We start from the raw sequence: 25643 nt of genomic DNA, 5'->3' as shown, positions 1-25643 counted from the left end.
AGTAGAAAAATAAGAGTAGATACAACATTATCTTCATTATCTTGTCTTCTCAGTATTTTGTAATATGCGGCATATTAAGAAACGCTAACTTGGTTCAGTTTTTATCGGGAAACTATTAAATTGGGTTTTATAGGCTCGAGGGGGCATGTATTTTGATGGATAATTTTAAATCAAAAATAGAGGAGATTTCTAAAAAAAGACTTGCTGATACATTTCGATTAGAAGCTGGTGTCGAAGCACAATATATTTCAGATAAGCTAGATATTCACAGAAGTACTGCCAGCAGATATTTAAATGAACTCACGCGATCTCAAATTTTAATTAAGATAAGTACCAGACCGGCATATTTTTTTAATAAATCGTTATTGGAAAATAAATTTGATATCTCTTTAGATAAGAATATTTATGCAAGCTTTGAAGAATTGAAGGATGCTCTTTATACCAAGAACAAAAAGAAGATAAATGATCCTTTTTATTACTTCATCGGTAATGAAGGAAGTTTAAAGAATCAGATTGAACAATCCAAAGCGGCAATTAGCTATCCTCCATCAGGACTTCCTTTTATGATAGTTGGAGAAACAGGTGTTGGAAAAAGCGATTTAGCCCAACTCATTTATCAATATGCTAAGAATAAGAAAATACTGCGTGATAATGCGCCATTTATTACACTCAACTGTGCTGAATTTGCCAATAATCCGGAGCTAGTAACAGCTAATTTGTTTGGATACACAAAGGGAGCTTTTACAGGTGCAGATAAAGATACTAATGGGATTATTGAAGAAGCGGACCAGGGGGTTCTTTTTTTAGATGAAGCGCATCGGTTAAATGCTGAAAGTCAGGAAAAATTATTCCTATTTATGGACAAAGGAATTTATCATCCTTTGGGTGATAATTCAAATTGGAAAAAAGCAAACGTAAGAATGTTATTTGCAACAACAGAAGATCCGGAAGAGGCATTTTTGAAAACATTTATGAGAAGAATCCCGATTATTGTTTCTATTCCACCATTGAGAGAAAGAACAGACAGTGAAAAATACCATTTAATATGTACTTTTTATAAAGAAGAGAGCAGCAATGTAAATAAACAGCTCCAGGTTAATTCTAAAGTAATCAAAGCATTGATGGCCTTCAATGCACAGGGGAATGTTGGGGAACTTAAAAATATTATTATTTATTCTTGCGCAAAAGCGTATATTGATTATGCTGATAATCAAAGTTCTCCATTGATTGAAGTGCATTTGAAGCATTTGCCGATGGAAGTAATCAGTAATTTTATTAATAACGATTCAAATGTAAGTTTTCATACAGCATTAAATAAATCAGTCTTAATTGATAGCGAAAGTGACTGGTCGGGGCAAAAGTATCATGTAGAAAATAATAATGCTCTAAAAAATCTGTATGAAGGTTTATTAATAATAATTCATAAATACCTTACCGAATCATTGCTTTTAGATGCTTTTTTAGAAAAAGCATCTCTATTAGTTAATCAATATTTGGAAAAATTAATTTATATAAATTCTAATGGTGATAAAGGTTTGGAGTTTAATACCTTAAAATATTTTCTTGAAGGAATTGCTGATTCTGTTGATATTAGCGTAAAAACAAATATATCTAAAAATTCAATGACAACTATGGCTTATTTTATCAAAGATATAACGCAAATTAATTATGAATATACAAATGAAAATGATATAGGAGATATATTAAAAACCTACTTTCCAAAAGAATTTTGGCTGATTGATAAAATTTGTTCAGAAGTTGAAAGTACGTTTGGCATTTCAATGAATTTACTGGATAAAGTTATTTTAATTGTATATATTAGATCCCTTAATGAAAGCTTGAATTTAAACAGGACAAAGGCCATTATTATTGCCCACGGGTATTCTACTGCCAGCAGTATAGCTAATATTTCGAATAAGCTGCTTGGAGAATATGTTTTTGAAGCTTTTGATATGCCTATTGATGTTTCTCTGTCCGAAATTGTACATAAGCTGAATAATTATTTTAAATCTATTGATACGTCTAAAGGGATTATCATTTTTGTGGATATGGGGTCACTGATGGTGAATTATAAAAAGTTTAAAAATATAAGTAACAGTACAGTCGGAATTGTTAATAATATTACAACTCAGATAGCGATTGATGCTGGTGAAAAAATCATCAGGGGAAATACTATTGAACAAATTTTAGAGGGGATTTCTCAAAATTATCGTCCTGCTTATCAAATTATTAAAGCCAAAAGCAGCCATAAAAAAAATACGATTATTTCAACATGTATTACGGGTATTGGGACAGCTGTAAAAATTAAAGAATTGCTGGATAAAGGGATTAGAAAGGGTTCAGGTGAAATATATGTTTTGCCTTACGATTTTTTAAGTTTAAAAAATAATGGAATCGAAGAGAATATTTTTAAAGAATATAATGTGATAGGGATTATAGGCACAGTCAATCCAAAGGTACAGGATATTTCCTTTATCGCAATAGAAGACATCATTTCAGGGAAGGGCGAACAACAATTAAAGGAGATGCTCAAAAATATTGTCCCTCAAAATATTATTGGTAATATAAATGAAGATATCGTCAAGCTATTTTCACTACAAGATGTTATTAATCACCTCATTATCCTTAACCCGGATAAAATAATAGAAAATTTAAGTATATCTATTGAAAAGCTTCAACAGCAGCTGAATATAAGGTTTAATAATCCGACCAGAATCAGCCTCTATGTCCATTTAAGCTGTTTGATTGAAAGGCTGGTAAAGAAAAATCCAATTGTTCACCATGTTGATCTGGCAACCTTTCAACAGAAGCACCAAAATTTTATACACATCCTTAAAAGAGTCTTTAATCATATTGAAGAAGTATATAGCGTGGAAATACCGTTATCTGAAATAGTGTATATTTATGATATTATTAAAATGAAACATTCTGATTTTAAGTATTGATTGATGCTATTTTCATTACTAATATAGAATTTGTGCAGCAGAAACGATATGTGTTTCTGCTGCACAATAAATATAAAAATTTCCCTTTTAATCAGGATAAGCCTCATTTATAAGCTCTTTCATATCATTTACAAAAACCTCAAGCATTCGTTCTCCTTTTTCTTTACTGGCAATTGTTGCATCACCGAAAACACCGCTTTTGCTTAAATCCCCTAGTGAAATAGTGGACATCCCGTATAAATCTGGTTTTTCAGGGAATTCACATACAGATTTTTCCATATCTACAAGCTCCGGTTTTAGTGCCAGCATTAAAGAGGTTTCAAATTCACATGCGTGGATCATGCCATACCAGGTAGGAGAGGCGCAATATTCATTTCTTATTTTCTCCATATTTGGATAGAACAAATAGATAACAGTCATATCCAGTTCATCCATAAGCTCTCTGGTAGCATACTTCATACTGGAATTGTTGGCATCATGTCCGTTCACAAGTATAAGAAGTTTTGTGCCATATCTTGCTACGCTGTGAGCAACATCCTTAATAATGCTTTCTACATGATGCTGTTGAATTGAAACGGTTCCCGGGATGTTTCTCCATACCCAGGAATAACCAAAAGGCATCGAGGGAAGGAGAAGTGCGCCTGTCTGCTCCGAAAGTTTTCTAGAGATTCCTTCCGCCAAATAAACGTCAACACCTAATGGTAAATGATGTCCGTGTTGTTCTGTAGCGCCGAGGGGGAGGATAGCGACAGGATATTCTTTTACTGCAGCGGCTACTTCATCCCGGGTCATATTTAAGATTTCTTTCGCTTGTCCCATAGCTACACCTCCTCAAGAAGTTTTATATATCCTTCTGCATTTTTCTTTATTTTTTCTTTGTCTTTTTTCGTTGCACCTCTTGGAACAAGATCACTTCCAATTGCAAAATAGGAGCACCCTGCATTTTTTAATTCTGCAATATTGTTATGCGTAACTCCGCCTACTGCCATAAATTTCATATTAGGAAAAGGCCCTTTTACATTTTTGATAAAGCTGCTCCCCAAATCAGAAACTGGGAACAGTTTAACTGTTTCGATTCCAAGGCTTGCAGCTTGCATAATCTCCCCTGGTGAGAAAACACCAGGGAAAATAGGAACATCTTTTGATAAAATATACTTCGCCAGCTCTTTATCCCAGCCAGGAGTAATTAAAAATGTTGCGCCGGCTTCTAATGCTTTATCTGCCTGCTGTTCAGAAATTACTGTACCTGCTCCCAGGTTCAATTGGTTTCCATAGGCAATTTTAATAGTACGAATACATTCCAGGCCTTGCTGTTCATTGCTTAATGAAACCTCGAGCGTATCGACCCCTGCTTCAAGCAGCCCTTCAGTAATTTCAAGTATATTCTCAGCTTCTACGCCACGTATAATTGCAATTAATTGTGTCATTTTTACCACTCCTTAAAAATGTGCGAGCCAGTTTGCTGGATTTTCGATAAATATCGTATCAATGTCAGACTGGCTGATCCCTTCATCTAATAATCGGGGGATGAATTTTTTTAGAATATACTCAAATCCAGGTCCACCGCCATATGCATGAAGGTAGCATTGCCGTCCCATATCAGCAGAAATCAGCAATTTGTGAGCGAAACCATTATCAATCATATTTTTAATTAATTCCACTCGAGTGCTGTCCGGATAGTATTTAATTTTACTTGTGCCGTCAAATTGTACATAAGCTCCTCGTTCTGCAAGCTTTAAATGGTAGTAAGGATCAGCGTTTCTATCACTGTGTCCGACGCCTACTAAGTTTAAATCAACGCCTTCTTCTTCTAAAATATCTAATAATTCTAATCCCATCGTTCCTGCTTCAGTATGGAGCCAAATAGGTGCACCCGTTTCAAGCTGTGCATGTGCAACTGCTCTAGTCACCTTTTCTTCTAACGGATGAATAAGCTGATTCCAGGCACCAGACTTTAAGAAGCCAGCTTTTGCTTCGGTCCCATCCATCCCAATGGTTACATCTCTTATTAACTTCTGCTTGATTTCATCGATGGTCAACGCTTCTACCCATTTTGGAAAGTAAATATGTTTATTGAACCCTGAAGTGGCAACGACATTTACCCCTGTTTCTTTAGACATTTGTACGAGCTTAGAAGCATCTCTGCCATAATCAAGTGTTGTAGCATCAACTAGTGCATTCCCGCCTGCTTTTTGAAATCTCCAAAGTTCACTTACGCTTGCTTCATAGTCTGTGAGTTCTAAATCACGGTCTTTTTGAGAAGCAGGAGGATTCGTCCATAAATGCTCGTGACTATATGTGAATCCCAAATCTTCTTTATTAATATCTCCTAAAACAGTCCTTATTTTTTTACTCATTACATTCACTCCTCTTTTCTTAGAATCCAATTCCAAATAATAAGCCAACCAGCTTAATTAAAATAACGACAATAATAGCATCTGGAGAGGCAAACCATAGGCCGCCGATACCATATTCACTTAATCCTATCAGCGGGTACGCCAAAGCTACCAATAGGGAAAAAGTGAACCCCAGGAAAAAGCCGCTGATAACTGCTCCGCGTAAGCCGCCACGGGCATTTCCGAATACCCCGGCAGCTCCACCCATGAAGAACAGCCCTATAACTGATGGGAGGACTGCCACTGGTAAAAAGCTGGACATAAAAGTTACAATTAAACCGCCGGCTAATGCTGTAAGGAATCCTATAGTTACTGCTACAGGAGCATAGGAATAAAAGATAGGGACGTCCAATGCAGGTTTTGCACCAGGAACGATTTTTTCACCGATTCCTTTAAATGCAGGGACAATTTCTCCGAGAAACATGCGAACACCCATTAACAGGATAAGAATCCCTACTACAAAGCCTAATGCCTCAAAAATAACATACTGATACCGATTGACGCCTCCAGAAATTTCGTTCATAACCTGACTATCTACGAAACTAGCTGTAATCACGTAAACTAAAACCATTATAATCCCCATTAAAATACTCATATCTTTTAAAAAGTCGAGTGATTTTGGTACCTTGACGTCTTCAGATGATTGTTCTTTGTTTCCAAAGATTCCGCCAATCCAGCCAGACAAAGAAATCCAGGAGCTCCCCCAAAAACCAAAAGCAACATTATCATTACCGATAACTTTCCGGACGGAAGATTGAGAGATAGCTGGGAAGAATACCATGGAAATACCCTGAACAATAGACCCCCAGATAATAGTCATCGTCGTAGACAGTCCCATTTGGCTGAATACAATAGCCATGGTTGCTGCAAAAGAAAACATCATATGACCAGTAAGGAATATATATTTGAACTTTGTGAAGCGGGCAATCGCTACATTAATTAAGAAAGAAAAGATCAAGATGAATGCGGTTTCTTTTCCTAATACAGTTTGAACTGCAGCAGCAATTGCGTTGTCTTCAGCAACAATACCTGTTAATCCAAAAGCTTCTGTAAACATTGTGCTGAAGGGAACCAATGAACCGACAATTATGTTCGCTCCTTGTTGAAGTATCAGGAACCCAAATAATGTTTTCATTGTTCCCTTAATAACATCTGAGGCTGATTTTCGTAATGCAACCAAGCCTAGACCGGCAATGATAGCAATAATGATAGACGGATTACTTAAAATGGAAACAAATACATCTAACATGTTTTATCCCTCCTTGGATAGCCTCTCAATCAATGGAAGTACTTTTTCTTTTATTTCATCCTTATCAAGTAAGTTGTCTATAGCTACAACAGGAACTTCTTCATCAGTCAGGCTGGCTGCAATTTCACTTGAAGCAACAATTAAGTCACAACTTTTTCCTTTTGCACTGCCGAGATCGGTTGCTTCGCCCTCAACAGTATATCCATGATCCTTTGCCATTGATTGAATATCCATTAATAACATCAAGCTTGTCCCAAATCCCATACCGCATACACTTAAAATATACATATTGTTCACTCCTAAATTGTTATTATTTTTGATAATTCATCATAATCTTTCGCATGCATAATCTTATTAAATTTATCTTTATCTCCAAGAACCATTGCAATTTTTTGAAGCATTTCGATATGCCCATTATCGCCAACACCTGAAATTGCACAGACCAGTTTGACCGGATCATTTTTCTCGTGGCCGAAAGGGATGGGCTGTTTTAATCGAATAAGTGAAAACCCGGATTGAAGTGTTCCATTATCAGGCCGGGAATGTGGAATAGCGATGCCTGGTGCAATAACGATATAGGGACCTACTCGCTTGTACCCATCTATCATTGCTTGTGTATATTCTTCAGTGGCACAGCCAGTTTCGACCAGCAATTCACCACTTAAACGGATAGCTTCGACAGCATTATCCAACTCCACATCCAGCTTCACAGCTTTTTCTTTTAATAATGTCATCCAAACCATTCCTATCTGATTGTTTTATTTTTATTTCTTCCAGATACGTTTATATGATACTCGTACTTATCTGATCGGCTGACCATCTCAACCATTTCAAATGGAGCTCCATTAGGTAAAAAAGTAGTCCTGGTTATATGCATAACAGCATCTTCAGGTGATATACCAAGTCTGGATGCTTCTAAATCTGTTGCTAATCGGGCTTTAATTTGTTCGGTAGCATCCTCCAAAACAATATCGTAATTTTTTTCAAGCTCTTCGTATAATGATTCTCTTGTAAACCCATTTTCTAAAAAACCTGGGATATATTTTTCACGTAAATAGTTAAACATGAGTGCGAGCGGTTCCCCATCAGCCAAGCGAATTCTTTCTACACATATGATTTTTTCATTCGGCTGTAAATGAAGCTTTCTTTTCATTTTTAAAGAAGGGTTTACCTCATAAATGTGTTGCTTGACAGTATCTGGCTTTTTTCCTTTTAAGTGCATTTCCTCTGTCCAGCTTGTGATACTGCCAGCATCCTGTACAATCTTTGTAGACTTAACGAATGTTCCTTTTCCTTGAATTTTTTCGACATACCCTTCAGTCACCAGGCTATCGATTGCTTTGCGGATTGTTATTCTGCTGACGTCATGCTTTTTTTCCAATTCTCCTTCTGTTGGCAGTAGATCACCTTCTTTCATATGATGATTAATCTCTTTTAAAATAGTTTGTTTTACTTGTTTATATAAAGGTGTTGTCATATCTGCTCTCCTTTTTTAATTCATTATAATCTTTTGTTTTATTTTTAATATTGATTATAATGAATATAACATGAGGATGACCTTTTGTAAACGTTTTATATAAAATAAATATTTAAGATAGTAATTTTATTCAATTGAATAATTATTGGTAGATCAGATAAATCTTCTTGCTGCGCTCAGCTCCATTTCATCAGCTAGTGAAGAAAGGAGATACGGCCTGGAAGTGTTTATTCTATATAATATAATTAAGAAAATTAGCAGGGGTAATATTGTAATATTATGTTCGAAGAGATAGAAAACGCATCATACAAGTTTTAGCAGATATGAATCAATTAATGACAATGGAATATATTGCCTTGCTTTTACAAGTATTTTATTGGGCGAATAATGATAGATAGTTATTTTTCTCATTCAGACGGGAGTTTCGGGTTGGAGCTTAGGATTTATGTTTACATCAATAATTTCGTGGTAAACAATTAGTATAAAGAAATTTCTTTTTAAAACTATTAGGAGGTTGATGAACATGAGTGATGGATTTAAAGATAAAATAAAAGGCGCAGGAGACAAAGTAAAAGGAGAAGCCAAAGAGGCATTTGGTAAAGTAACAGATAATAAGAAAAAACAGGCAGAAGGTAAAGCCGATAAAGCCAAAGGTACAGCGAAAGATAAAAAAGGTGATGTCAAGGATGCGCTAAATGACTCTGATGAACAACGTTAAATAAAAAATAAGCCATCATTTCGGGTTTGATACGCTCCCTTTATAGTGGGGACAGGGAATCATAAAAAAATTCTCTGTCTGTTATAAAGGGAGCGTTTATTATGTCTAAAAGAACAATGAAGAATATGCTGCAGAGGCAATAATAAAAGGCGTATTTTACTGCTTTTGAAAAATGCCTTAGAACTTCCGCCCATTTTTACAAAATTCTCTGTGGTTCATTTGGTCTTACTGTAATAATAAGTTCTTACTATAATAAAGATAACGGCACATACTAATTTTAAAAGGCAGATTGGAGGTGTCGAATAATGGATCAGCGCAGTATGGCGGTTTTAAATCAGTTATTGAAACAGAATGGATACATTACTATTCAGAAACTTGCAGCAATGTTAAATGTATCACGACGTACCATTTATAGTGATCTCGATAAGGTCAATGATTGGTTGAGCGAAAATCATCTTGGTGCAGTGAAACAAGTGAGAGGACAAGGCCTATATATAGAAAAAGAAGCGAAAAAGGAAATTCTGACCAATTTTACTGCACCTGAAGTAATGTATTATGAATTCTCTGCTGAAGAAAGACAGGCATGGATTTATCTTCATCTGACTGGAGGAGATAAGGCATATTTTCTGGAGGATATTAGAGAGCTTTTTCAAGTGAGCAGAAATACCGCATTAGAGGATATAAGAAAATTAAAAGACAAACTAGTAACGTACCAACTGCACTTATATCCGCAACGCAAAGCCGGTTACACTTTAGAAGGAAATGAAAACGATATCAGGAGAGTGCTGATTCACTGTTTATCTATAGTTATACCAAAAGAAGGATGGTATAACTATCTAACCAATTTATCTAATACACCGATAAACACTGGAAATCAGGCGTATAAACCTTACTCTATATTCAATCTTTCGTGGATGCAGTTGTTAAATCAATTGTTAAATGAGTATGAAAAGCAATTTATGGTTGAACTTACGGATGAAGTGTTAACGAATATTGTTGTCTGGTTCCATTTCTTCTTAAAGCGAATTGAAAAAAAAGAAACTGTTGAGGTTGATGCCGTTGAGAAAGAGGTCATTGAAACAACGGATGAATATAGAGGAATAAGTGCCTTATGTAAGAATCTTTCAGCAGCTTTAAATATGGAGATTCCTTTAAATGAACAATTTTATTTTTCAAAATATCTTCTCAGTGCCAAAGTGAATTACAATTTTAGCCCGCAGTTAAAAAGCGGAGAAATGAACACATTACTTCAAGTAGTAAAAAAGATGATTCGAGATTTCCAATTATATGCTGCGATTGAGTTTCGTGATTCTGAACAGATGATTCAAAATTTACTTCTTCATGTGAAACCTGCTTTCTATCGTATGAAATATGGAATTGAGATTGAAAATACTTTGCGTGATTCAGTTAAACGAAATTATCCTGAAGTTTTCCATTTGACAAAAAAAGTTGTACATCATTTCGAAAATGTAATTGGCGAGCCAATCAATGAAAACGAAATAGCTTTTCTTGCCATGCATTTCGGCGGCTGGCTTCGGAAGGAAGGCGTTCAGCTGGAAAGGACCCAAACAAGGATGCTTATTGTTTGTACAAATGGTCTGGGAACATCAAGGCTGCTGGAAAGCCAGCTTGAAGGATTGTTCTCTGATGTAGAAATGGTTGGTGTCACGTCCTTAAGAGAATATGAAAAAATGAATTTAGAAGCGGATTTTATCGTTTCAACTATCCCGCTTCCTAATCGGGGCGTTCCGGTTTTTGTTGTCAATCCGGTTTTAGATAACAAGGAAAAAGAACAGCTGTTAAAAAGAGTGAATGGTTTGTTCAATTATTCACATGAAAATCAGGTTTATTCTGTCGAGACGCTTATGGATATTGTAAGAAAGTATGCTGTGATTGAGCATAATGAATTGCTTTCTGCGGAGATTCGAAGCTATCTTCATTCACCTTTTCATGTCGAAAGTAAAACAGATAAACCCACTTTAATAGAACTGTTATCTCCCGACAGAATTGTATTAAAAAAACAAGCCGACGGGTGGGAGGATGCGATTAAAATTGCTTCTGAACCATTGCTAAAGCAAGGGTATATCAAAGAAAATTATCTATATAAGATGATTGAAAATGTGCACCAATCAGGTCCTTATATTGTGATATCTGATCAGTTTGCACTTCCTCATGCAAATCCTGATGACGGTGTAGTTACAACAGGAATGAGCATGCTTCATCTGGAAGAACCAGTAGATATATTAGGAAAGCCGGCAACGATTATCGTTATATTGGCTTCCAGAGATAATGAACAGCATTTAAAAGCTTTATCACAGTTAACAAAGCTATTTTCTAATAAAGAGATAAGGAAAGAAATCATAACAACTAGAGATAAACAGGCTATCGTGGATTGGATACAGTGCTATTCAACAGAAGCCAATCAGCAGTAAAGGGCAGGTGATTTTTAAATATGAGATTTTTAGAAGAAAGTATTGTAAAAGTTGGGGTGGAAGTTTCTAATGCATATGAAGCGATTGAGGCTGCTGGAAACCTCTTAGCAGAGGATGCATTAATAGAAGAATCCTATATTGAAGCGATGAAAAATGCATATAAAGAAAATGGAGCATATTTTGTTTTGGCTCCACATATCGCTATTCCGCATGCGAGACCCGAGGACGGAGTAAAGGAAGCTTCTGTTTCTCTTGTGCAATTAAAGAATCCGGTTGAATTTGGGCATTCTTTCAATGATCCGGTCCGGCTTGTATTTGGTTTAGGTGCATCATCCAGTGATGAGCATTTAACGCTGCTTCGGAAGCTTACAATGCTTCTTAATGATTCCGTAAATGTAGAAAAATTAATTAATGCAACAACGTATGAAGAAATAAAAAAAATAGTAGAAATGGAGAGATGAATGATGTTAAAGGTATTAGCAGTTTGCGGGTTGGGACAGGGAACAAGTTTGATTCTAAAAATGAATGTAGAGCAGGCGTTGGCAGATAGAGGAATCGATGCTGATGTGGAACATACGGACGTTTCCTCTGCATCCAATATGGGAGCAGATTATATCATTACTGGTAATGAATTGGCAGAGAGCTTGACAGATCACCAGGCGAAAATTCTTATTGTAAATAACTATTTTGATATGGAAGAAATCAATAAAGTGATTGATGAAAATCTGGTGAACTAACCAAATTAGGAGGGGATTACAATGGATGTGATTTTCTGGATTGCAACAAATATTTTTGGACAGGCAGCAATTTTGTTGGGATTTATCGTTCTTTTAGGATTACTTTTACAGAAAAAAAGCACCAGTCAGGTAATTAGCGGTACGTTTAAAGCAATCATCGGATTTTTGATTATCTCCGCTGGAGCTGGCGTTATTACCGGTGCGTTGACGGTATTTGAACCATTATGGAAGGAAGTATTTAATTTATCAGAAGAACCGCTCGGGAGCTTTATGGGACAGGAAGTATTTAACGCAAGGTATGGAAGTGCAGTTACTTTGGCAATGACACTAGGATTTGTAATAAATGTTCTCTTAGCCAGATTTACGAAGTTGAAATACATTTATTTGACTGGCCATATGATGTTTTGGACGACGACCATTTTCGCAGGAATTGTGATTCAAACAGCAGGGGATGTTTCCTTTATTAAGCTGGTCATCTTCCTGGCGATTATTATGGGATTATACTGGACCATCCAGCCTGCATTAACACAACCATTCATGCGGAAAATTATGGGCAACGATAATATTGCACTCGGTCACACGTCTGCTTCTGTTTCTTTATTAAGCGCTTTAGCAGGTAAGTATCTTGGCAACAAAGAAAATGATTCTGAAAAAATTAAACTGCCAAAAGGGTTAGAGTTTTTAAGAGATTCAAATGTTATCACAGCGTTGACAATGGGACTGTTATTTTTGGTCGGAGCAATTATTATTTCGTTTAAAGATACGCCGGGAGCACAAGAACTGGTAGCAGCTGCTGGAGAACAGAACTTTATTGTATATGCAATTATTCAATCCTTTACATTTGCAGCAGGAATTGCGGTTGTTCTTTTAGGGGTGCGTATGTTTATCGGAGAAATGGTTCCTGCTTTTAAAGGGATCGCAACAAAAATTGTGCCGGGTGCAAAGCCTGCATTGGACAGTCCGGTTGTCTTTCCCTTTGCACCGAATGCCGTTATTTTAGGATTCCTTGGAGCGTTTGTCGGAGCTTTAGTCTGGTTAGTTGTTTTAGGGAACACAGTTAGTTATGTATTCGTACCGACAATGATTGTGTTGTTCTTTCACTCCGCAACTGCTGGAGTATTCGGAAATGCAACAGGTGGTGTCAGAGGTGCCATTATGGGTGGATTTATTACAGCTACAGTCGTTGCATGGGGACAATTTATTATGGTAAAAATGCTTTTACCGGGTACTGTTCCAGATACGGCCATGTGGGCAGCGGATTCAGATATGTTTATATTGGGACCGATCATTCGACTTTTAGCACAGCTATTCTTCTAAAAGTGCGTGTTTAAAAAGTCCGATAAATAGGACCAAGAAGTTCAAGGCGAAATGGTTTTTACGAACGGAGCGTATGCTTTCAAATACGTGAGTATCGGAAAAACCATGTCAACGCAGAAATTCGATGTGTCATTTTTGTTGGACTTTTTGAACATCCTCTAAAATAATGGGAAATATTCAAACAAAAAATGATTAATTGGAGTGAGTCTAATGAGTTTTATCAGAACATTTCACGGTGATATGGATCCATCGAAATTAGGATTCACCTATTCACATGAACATATCGTCTGCCGGCCGCCGTACTGGATCGAGCAGAAAAAGGATGATTTGCTTCTGGATGATAAAGAGAAGTCAAAGCTTGATGTCCTGGATTTTCAAAAGCTTGGCGGGCAGGCAATTGTGGATGCGACTGCTGTAGATTATGGACGTGATATTCAAGCAGTGAAAGAAATTGCGGAAGAGACAGGGATTACGATTATTGGTACCGCTGGATTTAATAAAAGCTTTCTCTGGGATGCGTCGATACCAGAGCATGTTAAAAAAGTGACAGGGGATTATGCGACGTATTATCAATGGATTGATGCAAAATCGGTTAATGAGCTGGCTGATTTTGTCATTCGTGAAATAGAAGAAGGATTAGAAGGTACTGGAATAAGAGGCGGACAGGTGAAATTTGGAACCGGTTATAATCGAATTACCCCTTTGGAAGAAAAAACATTGCGCGCAGTTGCTATTGCACATCATGAAACAAAAGCACCAATGCATTCCCATACAGAAGCCGGGACGATGGGGCTTGAACAAATAGAGCTGCTGCAAAAGGAAAACGTAAACCTGGAATATATGAGCTTCGGACATATGGATCGTAATCCGGACCCTTACTATCATGAGCAAATAGCACAAACAGGTGCATATCTTTCCTTTGACGGCATTTCAAAAATTAAATATGCTCCGGAAAGTACACGTATTCAATGTATTTTAGAACTGGTCAAAAAAGGATATGAAGATCAGATTCTTGTCAGTGGGGATACAGCAAGAAAATCCTATTACAAGCACTATGACTATGGATTAGGATTGGAATATATTATTGGGAAATGGGTGCCGCGCTTTATTGATGAGGCATATAAAAATGGATTTGACGGTGAAAAATTAATCGATAAGTTCTTTATTGAAAATCCGGCACGTTGTTTTACATTTAAAAAATAGAGCATATAAACAATGCTGGTTTTAAGAGACCTATAAAAAAGCAGGAGGTGAAAAAATGGAATTCCAATATGAAAATTCTTTTGAGGTAAAGGGAAAAATCAATCAATCTAAAATTGCTATTTTACCGATTGGAGCAGTGGAGGCACATGGCCCACACTTGCCGCTGGGCACAGATAATATACTTGCTGAACGTTTGTCACGAAAAATAGCGGAACGTGTTAACGGGCTGGTGCTGCCCACATTACCTTATGGTCAGGTGTGGAGTCTGCGTAATTTTCCGGGGAGTATTAATATAAGTAATCACTCCCTTATCGCATTTCTGGTTGATATCGGAGAAAGTCTGTATAAACAAGGCTTTAAAACATTTGCAATGGTGAATGGGCACTTGGGAAATCAGACTGCTTTAAAAGAGGCAGCCCGTGAATTATATGAATCTTGTCCGGATTTACGTGTGTTCTATTTCTTTTATCCAGGTATGAATAAGGCTGCAGCTGAAATTCGTGATAAAAATGCTTCTCATAACACCTATTTCCATGCCGATGAGATAGAAACATCTTACATGCTTTATTTGGCTCCGGAATTCGTAAATATGGATAAAGCTCCAGAGGATACACCGGATATACCAATGCATGCTGATGCTACACCTACACCGTGGGAGGATTTCACAGAGACAGCGGTATTAGGAGATGCCAGTCTCGCAACGGAGGAAAAAGGAAAATATATAATCGATATTGCTTTAGAAAATATAATCAGCATTATGGAAAGCACAGGAGAGATGAAGCAGAGAGGAGAATTCTAATGATTCATCAGTATTTTAATCAAATTACAAATCTACTGGAAACGGTAGAAAAAGAAGAAAAGAAAGCAATGGCAGACGCAGCTGAAAAAGTTGCAGAAGCTATTCAAAATGGCGGAATTATTCATTTATTTGGCTGCGGGCATTCACATATTTTAACGGAGGAAGTCTATTATCGTGCCGGCGGACTGGTTCCTATCCATCCTATTTTTCATGAGCCGTTGATGCTTCATGAAGGTGCTGTCCGTTCATCAGATTTAGAAAGAAAAAATAATTACGCCAAGATTTTTATGGAGGAACAGGATATCCGTCCAGAGGACATTGTCATTATTCTTTCCACTTCTGGAAGAAACCCTGTACCAGTTGATGCAGCAAAAATGGCTAAAGATAAAGGTGCTTATGTTATCGGTGTTACTTCCATCGAATATGCGTCCAGCCAGCCTTCACGTCATGACAGTGGAGAGTATCTTTTTGATGCAGTGGACTTAGTTATTGATAATCATGCACCAATCGGAGATGCACTTCTGTCACATGAAAAAGTAAAAATAAAATTCTCACCAAGCTCTACTGTAATTGGTGCAGCTATATTAAATGCTGTTTTTGCAGCGTCTATCAAGACGATGGCAGAAAACAATTATGAACCTCCTATTTTCTTAAGTGGAAACCTGGAAGGGGCAGACGAGCATAACCAAACCCTGATTGACAAATATAGAGAACGGGTAAACCTTTAAAAATCCTATTTCCTTTATATTGGATTCAGCTAGAAATTCCGGCTATTCAATATAGAGGATTTTTTAATATCTAAAAAGCTTTGGAAATCGAAAATTAGTATTATTCCTTATTATTAGATAAAATAAATACAACACTAACGGCTTATTTTATCAGAAACAGGCGAGAAAACTCCCTCTTCAAGCATATGAATGGTTATCACTCAGGCGGTAAGGGGAAATGAATAGCCTAAGGATAATAATGATTTTTTGCAAGCATTATTTTGGGACAATAAACAGAACGAACGTTCCTTTGTGTGTTTCCATTTGATATAATGGATAGGAGGAGGTGAGAAGCCATGAAAGTAAAAAAAGCATTTCGTTTTCGTATCTACCCGAACACAAGCCAAATAATGCTTAACCACCAGACAATAGGCTGTGCTCACTTTGTCTATAACTATTTTACAGGAAAACAAAAAGAGAAAGACAGTTACTGGTATATGGTGAACGAAATGGTGCAAAACGGGCAGCTCCTTCAAAATAATTGGAAGGGCGGCTTTTTTCAGAAAAATACGTCTATCAAAGCGATTCCGGAATTAAAGAAGCATTACCCCTTCCTCAAAGAAGTCGATAGCATTGCCCTTCAAAAAGCCGTTGAAAACGTCAACGATTCTTATACACGTTATTACAAGAAACAGAACAAGGCACCTCGTTTTAAATCAAAGAAGAATCCTGTTCAATCGTATACTACTAAATATGTGAATGGAAATATCGAGGTACTGGGTAAACATATTAAACTGCCTAAGCTCGGACTTGTTCGTTTTGCAAAAAGACGGGAAGTGGAAGGACGTATTATGAATGCAACGATTCGGCGCAACCCTTCCGGCAAGTACTTTGTTTCGATTGTAGCCGAAACGGAAGTCAGGCACCATGGAAAGACAGGTTCTTCCGTAGGCATTGATGTTGGAGTAACCGATTTTGCAACCCTTTCTGATGGAACGGTGTATGAAAACCCAAGATTCTTCCGGACATTAGAAGAGAAACTGGTAAAAGCGCAGGTGATTCTGTCCAGAAGACAGGTAGGCTCAGCAAATTGGCAGAAACAAAAAAGAAAAGTAGCCCGGCTTTACGAAAAAATTTCTAATAAAAGAAAAGACATGTTAGATAAGATCTCCACCGAGATAGTTAAAAACCACGATATTATAGGTTTGGAAGATTTGTCTGTGAAAAACATGTTAAAAAATCGAAATCTTTCGAAATCCATTAGCGACGTATCTTGGTCAGCATTCCGAACCATGTTGAAATATAAAGCAGCCTGGTATGGAAAACAAGTGGTTACAGTTGCTAAAAACTATCCATCAAGCCAGCTTTGTTCCAATTGTGGACACCAAAACCAAGACGTTAAAAATCTCGCTTTGCGTGCATGGACATGTGACATCTGTCAATGTCATCATCAAAGAGACAAAAACGCAAGTATCAATCTTCGTAAGGAAGCATTGCGATTAACCGCAGGGACTGTGGAGATAGCTTAATCCATAACTGACCGATTGGTTGGTGTTCTTAGGAATCCCCCACTTCAAGCAACCATGAAGGTTGATAAGTGGGGATAGTTCAAATCAAACAATACATAAGGAGAATTAAATCATGATATCTAAATCTATCAAAGAAAAATTGAATGAAGAGTTAAATAAAACCTGTAAAGAATTAAAAATCCCCGGTATGGCACTTACTGTATATCAAGATGGTAATAGTATTTATGATAATTATTATGGATATAGAAATATGGAAGAAGAGCTTCCTGTTACAAAGAATACTATATTTGGGCTGGCTTCTATTACTAAATCTTTAACATGTCTTATGGTGATGAAGCTGGAGGAAGAGGGTAAATTAAATAGCACAGATAAAGTGATAGAATGGCTGCCCAATTTGAAATGGCCAAGGGAAGATTATGCGAAACAGCTGGAAATCAAACATCTTATGTCTCATACCAGCGGCTTGCCGGGATTACCTTCCATTCATAATGCCCGTATCAGAAGTATTATGAATGATCCGGATGGTGAATTTTTATTTGGAAAATGGCAGCCGGATGAGCAGGCTATCATACAAACTGTGGATGAATTGATTGAACAAATAAGCAATATGGATTTCGAATTGCTTGGTCCTCCTGGAAAAGTATTTAATTATTCCAATGAAGGCTTCGGGATGCTGCAAAAAATAATTGAATTGGCAAGCGGCATACCTTTTATCAAATATGTGGAAGAAAAATTATTTTTCCCGCTCGATGTGCAAGATTCCTTTTTCCTTACTGAGTCCATTGCAAATAAAGAAAATGTAACGGAATTATATGCCTATAAAGAAAAACAATCAGGTGTTTTTCACTCGCCAGCCTGGTGGGACGTAGGTGATATTTATACAAATGGATCATGGAAAACATCTGCCGAAGATTTAATGAAATTTGTAGAGCTGCTGCGTTTAAATGGCGATTTCTACGGCAAAAAGATTATATCAGAGAATATGATCAAAAAAATGACTTCATCTGCTTTTAGTTTGCCTAATGGCGGGGATTATGGCTATGGAATTGAAATAAATTCTATTGGAGAACACACCCGGTTTGGACATGGAGGCAGTGTAAAGGGGGTATCTTCTAATTTTCAAGTTATCGGAGAAAAAGGAATATCAGCTTCCATTTTGATTAATATGGCTGATGTCCCGGCAGAAAAAATATTAGTTTCTGTATTAAATACTATTTTAGAAATACCGGCTGCGGATCTCTTCAACAAAAGTCAGATGCTCTCTAATAAATCTTTGGATTTAAGTATCTTTTCTGGATTATATAAATCAGGAGAAGGAAATAAGGCTTTGGTATCTATACAAAATAATTTGCTTTACTTAAATCGAAATGAGCTTGCTACTTGCTTTTACCCGATATCTGAAAGTGATTTTATAGCTGAAACAGGAGAGAGGATTTATTTTTCAAGGAACGGAGATAATGTTACTTCTGTTCTTATTGGGAAGAGAGTACTGGAGAAAGTGGGATAAAGAATAGAAATAGGTGAAAAAACCATGGATTTTCATTCAGCAGATTTGAAAATTCATGGTTTTGTGAGTGGAGTATGATTATGTTATATAAGTAATATTCTGACTGTAAAATTTTTGTTTACAAAAAATAAGAACGGGGAATGGTAATTGAAAGAAGAAGTGAGGAGGTCAGAAGATGCTTTGGACGATTATAGTTATTATTTTAGTTTTATGGCTGCTGGGTTTTATTGGAGATGTAGCCGGAAATCTTGTGCATATATTATTGGTTGTGGCTTTAGTCATACTGATTGTTAAGCTTTTGACTGGCCGGAAGCCTTAGATAAGCTTGATAAAATTTTTAAAAATGAAAAGATAAAATTGCAGGAGCCCATCATATTGATTTTAATATGATGGGCTCCTGTATATAAGAAAGTAAATTAATATGATAATGAACAAGTATATCTTTCATTTAAAGCTTATTTTGATTTAAAAAGACTTACAGGGTCTGCTGGAATCTCATTTGATATCCAGTCTTTTGTGACCGCTTCTTGTAAAGATATCGAAACTTCTAAACGCCAAATTTATAGGAATACATTTATCTATAAATTTAAATTAACTGTTTCTGGATATTACATATGATTTAAGAAAGAGAGACAGGATGAATAAAATAAATTTACTAAAAGAAAGAGTATTTGAAGTGATTTGGAACAATAACAGTTTACTCCATATCAGTATTGATAAAGCAGCGTTTTATAGAATATTCTTTTGTAAGAAAACTTACCCCTTTCTTTATTCTAGATTCCTTATAAAACAACACTGACAGGTTATAAATAAATATATATTCCCAAAGGTAATAATATATTAGTTCCATAGATTTAAAATCGTTATAAACATTATAACGTTATTTACTATGATTTGTTTGTATGATATATTGTTCACTGAGAGAAAAGAATGCGTTTTCAAAAAATAGGAGGTATTTTTTATGAATATTTTGTTATGTTGTTCAGCAGGGATGTCCACCAGTCTGCTTGTTACAAAAATGAAGAAGGCTGCGGAAGAGCAGGGAAAGGAAGCCACTATTAACGCTGTTTCGGCTTCGGAAGTTCGTAATTATGTTGGAGAGGCTGACGTCATTTTACTTGGATCACAGATTCGTTATATGCTTCAGGATATGAAAAAAATAGGTGAGGAATATAATATTCCGGTTGCTACAATTGACCAAAGAGATTATGGTATGGTTAAAGGGAGTGCAGTGTTAGATCATGCTCAAAAATTAATCGATGAGGGCATTGAATCATGACAAAAGAAGAGCTTTATGAACAGTCTTTTATGTTGATTATGCACAGCGGTAATGCTCGCAGCAGTGCAATAGAAGCCATTCAATCTATTAAACAGATGAATCCAGATGAGTGTGAAGCAAAGCTGAAAGAAGCAGATGAAGAGTTTGTAAAAGCACATCATATCCAGACAGAATTGATTCAAAAAGAAGCAGAAGGAGAAACATTTGAAATTCCAATTATTTTTATTCATGCGCAGGATCACCTGATGAATGCGATGACTACGGTTGAGCTTGCCAAAGAGATTATTGATGTGCATAAAGAAAAGCAAATCTCCAGATAAGAATATTTTTTTAATTATAAACATTATAACGTTATTATGTTAAAGGAGTTAAATATTTATGAATAAATTTATGGGTTTTCTGGAAGAAAAGGTACTGCCCACAACACATAAGATTGCTTCACAGAGACATTTACTTGCAATTCGTAACGGGGTGCTCTCCACACTGCCCCTGACTATTATCGGCTCTTTCTTTGTTATACTGCTGAATTTTCCCATCGAGGGCTATGCAGATTTTATCGCGCCTTATCGTGAAGTACTGGACATCCCATTTCGTTTCACTGTAGGAGCAATGGGGCTGTATGCAAGTTTTGGGGTAGCCTACGCGCTGGCAGGACATTATAAAATTGATCAGCTTAGTTCAGGCTTGCTTGCAGTATTAGCTTTTCTGCTTACATCAGTTGTTCCGGTAAATGTAACAGAGAGTGTGGATGGTGTTATTGAAGCAGGACGCCGGTTAGATATCAGTTCCTTGAGTGCACAATCGCTATTTGGCGGGATTGTTACATCACTTTTAACGGTAGAGATATTTCGCTTTTTTATACAGCGTAATATTAAGATTAAGCTTCCAGATACTGTACCGCCGATGGTTGCAAATTCATTTTCAGCGCTTATTCCTGCGTTAGTTATTATCGTCCTTTTCTGGTTTGTCCGTCACATACTGAATTTTGATATCAACTATGTTATTACCTGGGCAGTTACACCGTTGAAAGACCTGCTTGTTGGTAATAGTCTGATAGGTGGAATGTTAACGGTATTCCTGATTGTGTTCTTCTGGACACTAGGTATTCATGGGCCAGCTATTTTAGGACCGGTTATTCGTCCGATGTGGGATGCAGCAATTTTAGAAAATATGGATACATATGCAGCGACAGGAGATGCAGCTAATCTTCCTACATTGTTTACAGAGCAGTTTATTCAATGGTTTGTCTGGATTGGAGGAGCTGGGTCAACACTGGCATTAGTTGTACTGTTTATGTTTTCCAAAGCAAAATATTTAAAGGAGCTGGGCAGGCTTTCATTTATACCGGGGCTTTTCAATATTAATGAACCCATTATTTTTGGAGCACCGATTGTAATGAACCCGTTGCTTGCAATTCCATTTATCATTGCTCCACTTGTAAATACCGTAATTGCTTACCTGTTCTTTACGTTTAACCTGATTCCAATGATAATGGCAAAGCTCCCATTTACCGTTCCATCACCAATTGCTGCTATTATCAGTACAGATTGGTCAATAATGGCCGGCATATTAGTTATTATTAATTTCACCGTTGCGCTGCTTATTTATTATCCATTCTTTAAGATGTTTGAAAAGCAGCAGCTTCAAACAGAAGAAGAATCACAAACATCATAAAAAGGGAGTGCTATCTTTGTTAGAAATTATTTTTGCAGCAGCAGCTTTTGTCGGGTCTCTTATTTATTTTAATAAAAAGCCATTAGAATCAAAATCTGTATGGAAAGCAATGGGGCTTTCTATTCTGATAATTCTTGCCGCCATTGTGTTTTTTGTTCTGACAAACAGCCGTTTTATGAGCATTATTATTGTACCAACAATTATATGCTCAGTCTATATCTCTACACTTTATCGAGAAATGCTGACACGTATACATAAACGCCAGCAGCAATTATTAAAACAAAGAGAGGGGTAATATATTATGCGTCGTTTAGGTGTCTCCATTTATCCTGAAAAATCGACTCCAGAGCAGGATAAAGATTATTTGAAGAAAGCGGCCTCTTATGGATTTAGCCGTGTATTTACCTGTCTGCTTTCTGTGCAAAAACCAAAAGAAGAAATCAAGGCAGACTTTATGGATATTATTTCATGTGCCAAGGGGTTACAAATGGAGGTTATCTTAGATGTTGCACCAGCAGTATTTAATCAGCTAGGTATCAGCTATGATGAACCAGACTTTTTCGCAGAGCTTGGCGCAGATGGAATTCGGCTTGATTTAGGTTTTGATGGGTTAAAAGAAGCACAGATGACTTACAATGATTACGGCTTGAAAATTGAATTAAATATGAGTAATGATGTTGCGTATTTGGAAAATATTATGACACATCAGCCAAATACTGCGAACCTAGTCGGCTGTCATAACTTCTACCCGCAAAAATATACGGGGCTTCCATATGAGTTTTTTATCAGCTGCTCCGAACGTTTTAAAAAATACAATTTACGTACAGCAGCTTTTGTAACATCAGAGCATGCAGAATTGGGGCCGTGGAATATTAATGATGGTCTGTGTACATTGGAAGAGCATCGGAATCTTCCAATTGATATACAGGCAAAGCATCTGTTTGCTACTGGGCTCATTGATGATGTCATTATTGGCAATGCGTATGCCAGCGATGAGGAATTAGAGCAGCTCGGAAAACTCAATCCAGCAAGACTTGAGCTCTCCGTAGAGCTTGAAAAAAATGTGTCCCTTATGGAGAAAACGATTATGTTTGAAGAAACGCATATACGCCGGGGCGATATCAGTGAGTATATGGTTCGATCTGTAGATGTTCGAAAAAAATATGCTTCTCGATCAGTAAAATCTGCAGCGACTCCAGCGCAAAAACGTGGAGATATATTCATAGGAAATGATTCTTTTGGAAAATATAAAGCAGAGCTTCAAGTGGTTTTAAAAGACATGCCTGCAGATGAACGTAAAAATAAAGTAGGGCATGTACGTAAGGAAGAGCTATTTTTACTAGATTATATTCGCCCTTGGGGCAGCTTTACTTTAAGAGAAATATAGAGAAACGCATAATGAACCTCTGTCGGGAAAATAGGCAGAGGTCCATTTGTATTCTGAAGAGAAGACAGTCATTTAAAACTTTCTATTCAGTCAAAATCCATAAATGATTTTCATAGAGAAAAGCTCCACGTTCTTCTGTTCACTAATTCAAATATGATATATTAAATAACAAAGAAAGGAGCGATAAACAATGGATTTAAAATTAAAAGGCAAAAAGGTATTGGTTTTAGCTTCAAGTAAAGGCATCGGCAGAGAAATTGCGAATAAGTATTCAGAAGAAGGCGCATCTGTTATTATTACCGGCAGAACGGAAGAAATTTTAAAAAAAACAGCGGATGAGATTTCAACTCAGACAGGCGGTGAAGTGATTCCATTCGTTACAGATGTTTCGAAAAAAGAAGATATCAACCGTCTATTTGCTTTTGTGAAAGAACACTTTGGTGTACTTGATGTACTGGTAAGTAATGCAGGTGGTCCACCAATTATTAACTTTGAAACCAGTGATGAGACAGCTTGGTATGATGCTTTTGAACTGACTTTAATGAGTTCTGTACGTGCAATAAAAGAAGCGATTCCTTTAATGAAGGAAAATGGACAAGGGAGAATTATATATATTGCCTCGAGTTCTATTAAAGAACCAATCAGCGAGCTGTTGCTTTCCAATATATTTAGAAGCGGTGTACAAGCACTTTGCAAATCGCTGGCAGAAGATTATGCAAAGGAACAGATATTAATCAATATCGTCGGGCCGGGCAAAATCGATACGGATAGATTGCGAAGCCTTGATAAGAAAAATGCAGAGAAGAGACAGGTTGAACTAAAGGATTGGCAAAATAATGTTCAGGCTTCTATTCCAATCGGCCGATATGGTACACCGGAAGAATTTGCAGAAGCTGCTGTCTTTTTAGGATCTTATCGAAATACGTATATTACTGGGCAGACACTGTTGATTGATGGCGGGTTTGTTAAGTCTTATTAGATTGGGTAAGTTCTAAAAATAAAATAGTACGATTTTAATGTAGAATAATTTGAATAAGAAATAGAAAATGATGTTAAAGAAGGGTGATAGATTCTTTATGAGAATTTGTTGCTCTTCTTTTTATATTCTAATCTCCAAAAAACAAACTAAAAAAAATGTTGACAAACTAAAAAAAATTAATTAGTATAACATTGTGAATATTCATAGATAGGAGCTCTTTAAAATGGAACATATTAACGAGGAAATTGATTTTTTGACGTCGACCGTAAAAGGTATTGCTAAACAGTTTGGCAGTGATTGTGAAGTTGTGCTTCTTGATTTAACGCAGCATGAGAAATATGGAAGCGGTTTAATTGTCCGGATTGAAAATGGCCATGTTACAGGCAGGAAAGTGGGGGATACAGGAACGAATTTAGGATTGGAAGTTTTGAGAGGAACGGATCAGGAAGGTGATAAACATAACTACCTGACAAAGACAAAAGACGGAAGAATGTTGAGATCAACTACAATGTACATCCGAAATAGTGAAGAAAAACCTATCGGATGTATATGTATTAATTTTGATATCACAAGTTTGATGATGGCTGAAACATCTATTAAGGAATTTACAGACCTGAATAAAATTAATACAGATGTAAAGGAAGTATTTGTGAATAACGTGAATGATGTATTAGCCCTTTTAATTCAAGAAGCTCAAAATCATGTAGGGAAGCCAGTCGCACATATGAGCAAAGAGGATAAGATGAAGGGGATAAAATATCTGGATGAAAAAGGGGCTTTTCTCATTCAGAAGTCAGGGGATAAAATCTGTGAATACTATGGAATCTCCAAATACACACTCTATAACTATTTAGATACAGTGCGTAGTACGCAAGGAATATAAAAGGAAATAACATGATTTGTTTCAAAATATATTAAAGGGGAGATTATCATGAAAGAAATTATTAATACAAGTCTGGCTCCAAAGCCGGGTGGACATTTTTCTCAAGCTACTAAAAAAAATAATACGGTGTATGTTGCAGGACAGGCACCGGTTGATATAAAAACTGGTAAGGTTCCAGAGACTATCGAAGAACAGACAAGAGTAGCACTTACCAATGTTAAGAATGTATTAGAAGCAGCAGGCGGCAGGTTGGAAGATGTGGTTAAAGTGAACACATATTTAACTAACTTAGATGATTTTGAAATCTATGACAAAGTCTATCAAGAGTTTTTCACAGATAACTTACCAGCCAGAACTACAATTGGATGTGATTTAAAAGGGATACCTTTAGAAATCGATGCTATTGCTGAATTGTAATAGCTTTA

Annotated in this window: 27 protein-coding genes; 20 read left to right on the top strand and 7 right to left on the bottom strand. The window is 36.5% G+C overall.

Annotation, left to right across the window (positions count from 1 at the left end):
- Window positions 1-155 precede the first annotated feature (155 nt).
- On the top strand, window positions 156-2945 hold the full coding sequence (locus MKY30_RS01740; RefSeq protein WP_341085586.1) for a sigma 54-interacting transcriptional regulator: 2790 nt from the start codon (window positions 156-158) through the stop codon (window positions 2943-2945).
- 87 nt (window positions 2946-3032) lie between these two features.
- On the opposite strand, the gene MKY30_RS01735 is transcribed toward MKY30_RS01740, so the two are convergent.
- From MKY30_RS01735 to MKY30_RS01705, 7 genes are read right to left on the bottom strand one after another with little or no spacing between them, the layout of a single operon-like run.
- The gene (locus MKY30_RS01735) at window positions 3033-3764 is read right to left on the bottom strand and encodes a creatininase family protein (RefSeq protein ID WP_147210078.1); all 732 of its coding nucleotides are present in this window, start codon (window positions 3762-3764) and stop codon (window positions 3033-3035) included.
- A 2-nt stretch (window positions 3765-3766) separates the two neighbouring features.
- Window positions 3767-4372: a bifunctional 4-hydroxy-2-oxoglutarate aldolase/2-dehydro-3-deoxy-phosphogluconate aldolase gene (locus MKY30_RS01730; protein WP_147210079.1), complete on the bottom strand. Its 606-nt coding sequence runs from the start codon at window positions 4370-4372 to the stop codon at window positions 3767-3769.
- Window positions 4373-4384: 12 nt separating this feature from the next.
- Entirely contained in the window at window positions 4385-5302 is a 918-nt protein-coding gene (locus MKY30_RS01725; protein WP_147210080.1) for a phosphotriesterase family protein, read from the bottom strand.
- Between the two features lie 19 nt (window positions 5303-5321).
- On the bottom strand, window positions 5322-6590 hold the full coding sequence (locus tag MKY30_RS01720) for a PTS ascorbate transporter subunit IIC (protein ID WP_147210081.1): 1269 nt from the start codon (window positions 6588-6590) through the stop codon (window positions 5322-5324).
- A 3-nt stretch (window positions 6591-6593) separates the two neighbouring features.
- A complete protein-coding gene (locus MKY30_RS01715) occupies window positions 6594-6878 on the bottom strand; it encodes a PTS sugar transporter subunit IIB (RefSeq protein WP_147210082.1) in 285 nt (94 codons plus the stop codon).
- Window positions 6879-6889: 11 nt separating this feature from the next.
- On the bottom strand, window positions 6890-7324 hold the full coding sequence (locus MKY30_RS01710) for a PTS sugar transporter subunit IIA (protein WP_147210083.1): 435 nt from the start codon (window positions 7322-7324) through the stop codon (window positions 6890-6892).
- An 11-nt stretch (window positions 7325-7335) separates the two neighbouring features.
- Window positions 7336-8067, bottom strand: coding sequence for a GntR family transcriptional regulator (locus MKY30_RS01705; protein ID WP_147210084.1), 732 nt, complete (start codon window positions 8065-8067; stop codon window positions 7336-7338).
- Window positions 8068-8581: 514 nt separating this feature from the next.
- On the opposite strand from MKY30_RS01705, the gene MKY30_RS01700 reads away from it, so the two are divergent.
- The 19 genes from MKY30_RS01700 (at window position 8582) to MKY30_RS01610 (ending at window position 25635) form a co-directional block, all read left to right on the top strand.
- Window positions 8582-8785, top strand: coding sequence for a CsbD family protein (locus MKY30_RS01700; protein ID WP_371863290.1), 204 nt, complete (start codon window positions 8582-8584; stop codon window positions 8783-8785).
- 305 nt (window positions 8786-9090) lie between these two features.
- Window positions 9091-11217 carry a BglG family transcription antiterminator gene (locus tag MKY30_RS01695; RefSeq protein ID WP_147210086.1) on the top strand — a complete coding sequence of 709 codons (2127 nt, stop codon included), beginning with the start codon at window positions 9091-9093 and terminating at the stop codon, window positions 11215-11217.
- Between the two features lie 20 nt (window positions 11218-11237).
- Window positions 11238-11678, top strand: a complete 441-nt coding sequence (locus tag MKY30_RS01690; RefSeq protein WP_147210087.1) for a PTS sugar transporter subunit IIA — start codon at window positions 11238-11240, stop codon at window positions 11676-11678.
- A 3-nt stretch (window positions 11679-11681) separates the two neighbouring features.
- The gene (locus MKY30_RS01685) at window positions 11682-11954 is read left to right on the top strand and encodes a PTS sugar transporter subunit IIB (RefSeq protein WP_147210149.1); all 273 of its coding nucleotides are present in this window, start codon (window positions 11682-11684) and stop codon (window positions 11952-11954) included.
- 21 nt (window positions 11955-11975) lie between these two features.
- Window positions 11976-13271 (top strand): PTS ascorbate transporter subunit IIC, encoded by a 1296-nt coding sequence (locus tag MKY30_RS01680; RefSeq protein ID WP_147210088.1) that lies wholly within the window; start codon window positions 11976-11978, stop codon window positions 13269-13271.
- 210 nt (window positions 13272-13481) lie between these two features.
- Complete coding sequence (locus tag MKY30_RS01675) at window positions 13482-14474, top strand: phosphotriesterase family protein (protein ID WP_341082617.1); 993 nt, start codon at window positions 13482-13484, stop codon at window positions 14472-14474.
- A gap of 55 nt (window positions 14475-14529) precedes the next feature.
- Window positions 14530-15273 carry a creatininase family protein gene (locus tag MKY30_RS01670; RefSeq protein ID WP_147210090.1) on the top strand — a complete coding sequence of 248 codons (744 nt, stop codon included), beginning with the start codon at window positions 14530-14532 and terminating at the stop codon, window positions 15271-15273.
- The gene (locus tag MKY30_RS01665) at window positions 15273-16001 is read left to right on the top strand and encodes an SIS domain-containing protein (protein ID WP_147210091.1); all 729 of its coding nucleotides are present in this window, start codon (window positions 15273-15275) and stop codon (window positions 15999-16001) included. The genes MKY30_RS01670 and MKY30_RS01665 overlap by 1 nt, the downstream gene beginning before the upstream one ends.
- Before the next feature lie 335 nt (window positions 16002-16336).
- Window positions 16337-17509, top strand: coding sequence for an IS200/IS605 family element RNA-guided endonuclease TnpB (tnpB, locus tag MKY30_RS01660; RefSeq protein WP_147210092.1), 1173 nt, complete (start codon window positions 16337-16339; stop codon window positions 17507-17509).
- 112 nt (window positions 17510-17621) lie between these two features.
- Window positions 17622-19016 (top strand): serine hydrolase domain-containing protein, encoded by a 1395-nt coding sequence (locus MKY30_RS01655; RefSeq protein ID WP_147210093.1) that lies wholly within the window; start codon window positions 17622-17624, stop codon window positions 19014-19016.
- A gap of 175 nt (window positions 19017-19191) precedes the next feature.
- The gene (locus tag MKY30_RS01650; protein WP_147210094.1) at window positions 19192-19335 is read left to right on the top strand and encodes a lmo0937 family membrane protein; all 144 of its coding nucleotides are present in this window, start codon (window positions 19192-19194) and stop codon (window positions 19333-19335) included.
- 642 nt (window positions 19336-19977) lie between these two features.
- Complete coding sequence (locus tag MKY30_RS01645; RefSeq protein ID WP_341082614.1) at window positions 19978-20295, top strand: PTS sugar transporter subunit IIB; 318 nt, start codon at window positions 19978-19980, stop codon at window positions 20293-20295.
- Window positions 20292-20615 (top strand): PTS lactose/cellobiose transporter subunit IIA, encoded by a 324-nt coding sequence (locus tag MKY30_RS01640; protein WP_147210096.1) that lies wholly within the window; start codon window positions 20292-20294, stop codon window positions 20613-20615. Before MKY30_RS01645 ends, MKY30_RS01640 begins: the two co-directional genes overlap by 4 nt.
- Window positions 20616-20673: 58 nt before the next feature.
- The gene (locus MKY30_RS01635) at window positions 20674-21969 is read left to right on the top strand and encodes a PTS sugar transporter subunit IIC (protein ID WP_341082613.1); all 1296 of its coding nucleotides are present in this window, start codon (window positions 20674-20676) and stop codon (window positions 21967-21969) included.
- 16 nt (window positions 21970-21985) lie between these two features.
- Complete coding sequence (locus MKY30_RS01630; RefSeq protein ID WP_147210098.1) at window positions 21986-22264, top strand: hypothetical protein; 279 nt, start codon at window positions 21986-21988, stop codon at window positions 22262-22264.
- A 6-nt stretch (window positions 22265-22270) separates the two neighbouring features.
- Window positions 22271-23356, top strand: a complete 1086-nt coding sequence (locus MKY30_RS01625) for a DUF871 domain-containing protein (RefSeq protein WP_186813600.1) — start codon at window positions 22271-22273, stop codon at window positions 23354-23356.
- A gap of 190 nt (window positions 23357-23546) precedes the next feature.
- Complete coding sequence (locus MKY30_RS01620; RefSeq protein ID WP_341082612.1) at window positions 23547-24335, top strand: SDR family oxidoreductase; 789 nt, start codon at window positions 23547-23549, stop codon at window positions 24333-24335.
- Window positions 24336-24558: 223 nt separating this feature from the next.
- Window positions 24559-25218, top strand: a complete 660-nt coding sequence (locus tag MKY30_RS01615) for a PAS domain-containing protein (RefSeq protein WP_156984995.1) — start codon at window positions 24559-24561, stop codon at window positions 25216-25218.
- A 48-nt stretch (window positions 25219-25266) separates the two neighbouring features.
- Window positions 25267-25635, top strand: coding sequence for a RidA family protein (locus MKY30_RS01610; protein WP_147210101.1), 369 nt, complete (start codon window positions 25267-25269; stop codon window positions 25633-25635).
- Window positions 25636-25643 lie beyond the last annotated feature (8 nt).

The organism is Oceanobacillus sp. FSL W8-0428 (assembly GCF_038004405.1).
Taxonomy (GTDB): Bacteria; Bacillota; Bacilli; order Bacillales; family Amphibacillaceae; genus Oceanobacillus; species Oceanobacillus sojae.
Note: the sequence above shows the minus strand (reverse complement) of the source record. Positions and strands in the feature narration are given on the sequence as shown.

What these genes read in the sequence shown, in the direction of transcription:
- MKY30_RS01710 (WP_147210083.1), bottom strand. Translation starts at nt 7,324, where the DNA reads ATGACATTATTAAAAGAAAAAGCTGTGAAGCTGGATGTGGAGTTGGAT.
- MKY30_RS01635 (WP_341082613.1), top strand. Translation starts at nt 20,674, where the DNA reads ATGAATAAATTTATGGGTTTTCTGGAAGAAAAGGTACTGCCCACAACA.
- MKY30_RS01615 (WP_156984995.1), top strand. Translation starts at nt 24,559, where the DNA reads ATGGAACATATTAACGAGGAAATTGATTTTTTGACGTCGACCGTAAAA.
- MKY30_RS01655 (WP_147210093.1), top strand. Translation starts at nt 17,622, where the DNA reads ATGATATCTAAATCTATCAAAGAAAAATTGAATGAAGAGTTAAATAAA.
- MKY30_RS01620 (WP_341082612.1), top strand. Translation starts at nt 23,547, where the DNA reads ATGGATTTAAAATTAAAAGGCAAAAAGGTATTGGTTTTAGCTTCAAGT.
- MKY30_RS01665 (WP_147210091.1), top strand. Translation starts at nt 15,273, where the DNA reads ATGATTCATCAGTATTTTAATCAAATTACAAATCTACTGGAAACGGTA.
- MKY30_RS01725 (WP_147210080.1), bottom strand. Translation starts at nt 5,302, where the DNA reads ATGAGTAAAAAAATAAGGACTGTTTTAGGAGATATTAATAAAGAAGAT.
- MKY30_RS01740 (WP_341085586.1), top strand. Translation starts at nt 156, where the DNA reads ATGGATAATTTTAAATCAAAAATAGAGGAGATTTCTAAAAAAAGACTT.
- MKY30_RS01640 (WP_147210096.1), top strand. Translation starts at nt 20,292, where the DNA reads ATGACAAAAGAAGAGCTTTATGAACAGTCTTTTATGTTGATTATGCAC.
- MKY30_RS01730 (WP_147210079.1), bottom strand. Translation starts at nt 4,372, where the DNA reads ATGACACAATTAATTGCAATTATACGTGGCGTAGAAGCTGAGAATATA.
- MKY30_RS01705 (WP_147210084.1), bottom strand. Translation starts at nt 8,067, where the DNA reads ATGACAACACCTTTATATAAACAAGTAAAACAAACTATTTTAAAAGAG.
- MKY30_RS01610 (WP_147210101.1), top strand. Translation starts at nt 25,267, where the DNA reads ATGAAAGAAATTATTAATACAAGTCTGGCTCCAAAGCCGGGTGGACAT.
- MKY30_RS01690 (WP_147210087.1), top strand. Translation starts at nt 11,238, where the DNA reads ATGAGATTTTTAGAAGAAAGTATTGTAAAAGTTGGGGTGGAAGTTTCT.
- MKY30_RS01650 (WP_147210094.1), top strand. Translation starts at nt 19,192, where the DNA reads ATGCTTTGGACGATTATAGTTATTATTTTAGTTTTATGGCTGCTGGGT.
- MKY30_RS01645 (WP_341082614.1), top strand. Translation starts at nt 19,978, where the DNA reads ATGAATATTTTGTTATGTTGTTCAGCAGGGATGTCCACCAGTCTGCTT.
- MKY30_RS01675 (WP_341082617.1), top strand. Translation starts at nt 13,482, where the DNA reads ATGAGTTTTATCAGAACATTTCACGGTGATATGGATCCATCGAAATTA.
- MKY30_RS01625 (WP_186813600.1), top strand. Translation starts at nt 22,271, where the DNA reads ATGCGTCGTTTAGGTGTCTCCATTTATCCTGAAAAATCGACTCCAGAG.
- MKY30_RS01680 (WP_147210088.1), top strand. Translation starts at nt 11,976, where the DNA reads ATGGATGTGATTTTCTGGATTGCAACAAATATTTTTGGACAGGCAGCA.
- MKY30_RS01685 (WP_147210149.1), top strand. Translation starts at nt 11,682, where the DNA reads ATGTTAAAGGTATTAGCAGTTTGCGGGTTGGGACAGGGAACAAGTTTG.
- MKY30_RS01695 (WP_147210086.1), top strand. Translation starts at nt 9,091, where the DNA reads ATGGATCAGCGCAGTATGGCGGTTTTAAATCAGTTATTGAAACAGAAT.
- MKY30_RS01735 (WP_147210078.1), bottom strand. Translation starts at nt 3,764, where the DNA reads ATGGGACAAGCGAAAGAAATCTTAAATATGACCCGGGATGAAGTAGCC.
- MKY30_RS01715 (WP_147210082.1), bottom strand. Translation starts at nt 6,878, where the DNA reads ATGTATATTTTAAGTGTATGCGGTATGGGATTTGGGACAAGCTTGATG.
- tnpB (WP_147210092.1), top strand. Translation starts at nt 16,337, where the DNA reads ATGAAAGTAAAAAAAGCATTTCGTTTTCGTATCTACCCGAACACAAGC.
- MKY30_RS01670 (WP_147210090.1), top strand. Translation starts at nt 14,530, where the DNA reads ATGGAATTCCAATATGAAAATTCTTTTGAGGTAAAGGGAAAAATCAAT.
- MKY30_RS01720 (WP_147210081.1), bottom strand. Translation starts at nt 6,590, where the DNA reads ATGTTAGATGTATTTGTTTCCATTTTAAGTAATCCGTCTATCATTATT.